Here is a 394-nt window from a genome sequence, read left to right as displayed (position 1 = left end):
CGCTCGGGCTGTGCTTCCTCCCGGCGTTCGTCTGCCTGGGAGTCCTGCCCGTCGTCGTGGGTCTGGCCGACGGGATGCTGCCGGGGGTCCTGCCGTGAACCGGCGCCCCGCTCACCGATTCCGGGGTGGACACGCCGCCCCGGTCACCAAGAAGGAGACGCACGATGACCATCCACACCACCTCCCGGATCACCTCCACCCTCCGACGCGCACGCGGCGCCCTGTCGCGTCGGTTCGCCGTGGCGGCCGCGCCCGACGCCGGGATGTCCACGGTGGAATACGCCGTGGGCACCATCGCCGCCGCGGCCTTCGGCGCCGTGCTGTACATGGTCGTGAGCGGCGATTCGATACCCGACGCCCTGGGCGGGATCATCGAGCGCGCACTCAACACCTC

The 394-nt window shown here is 71.6% G+C and carries 1 protein-coding gene and 1 pseudogene; both read left to right on the top strand.

Annotated features, from left to right (window positions below; translation table 11 throughout):
- Positions 1–98, top strand: a pseudogene (locus IY392_RS17990) (type II secretion system F family protein); the annotation flags it as partial.
- 66 nt (positions 99–164) lie between these two features.
- The coding region (locus IY392_RS17985; RefSeq protein WP_194861970.1) for a DUF4244 domain-containing protein at positions 165–394 on the top strand (230 nt) is incomplete at its 3' end.

The sequence above is a fragment of the Dietzia sp. SYD-A1 genome, assembly GCF_015356725.1.
GTDB lineage: Bacteria > Actinomycetota > Actinomycetes > Mycobacteriales > Mycobacteriaceae > Dietzia.
The sequence above is the reverse complement of the archived record's forward strand: the minus strand, read 5'-3'. Positions and strand labels throughout refer to the sequence as shown.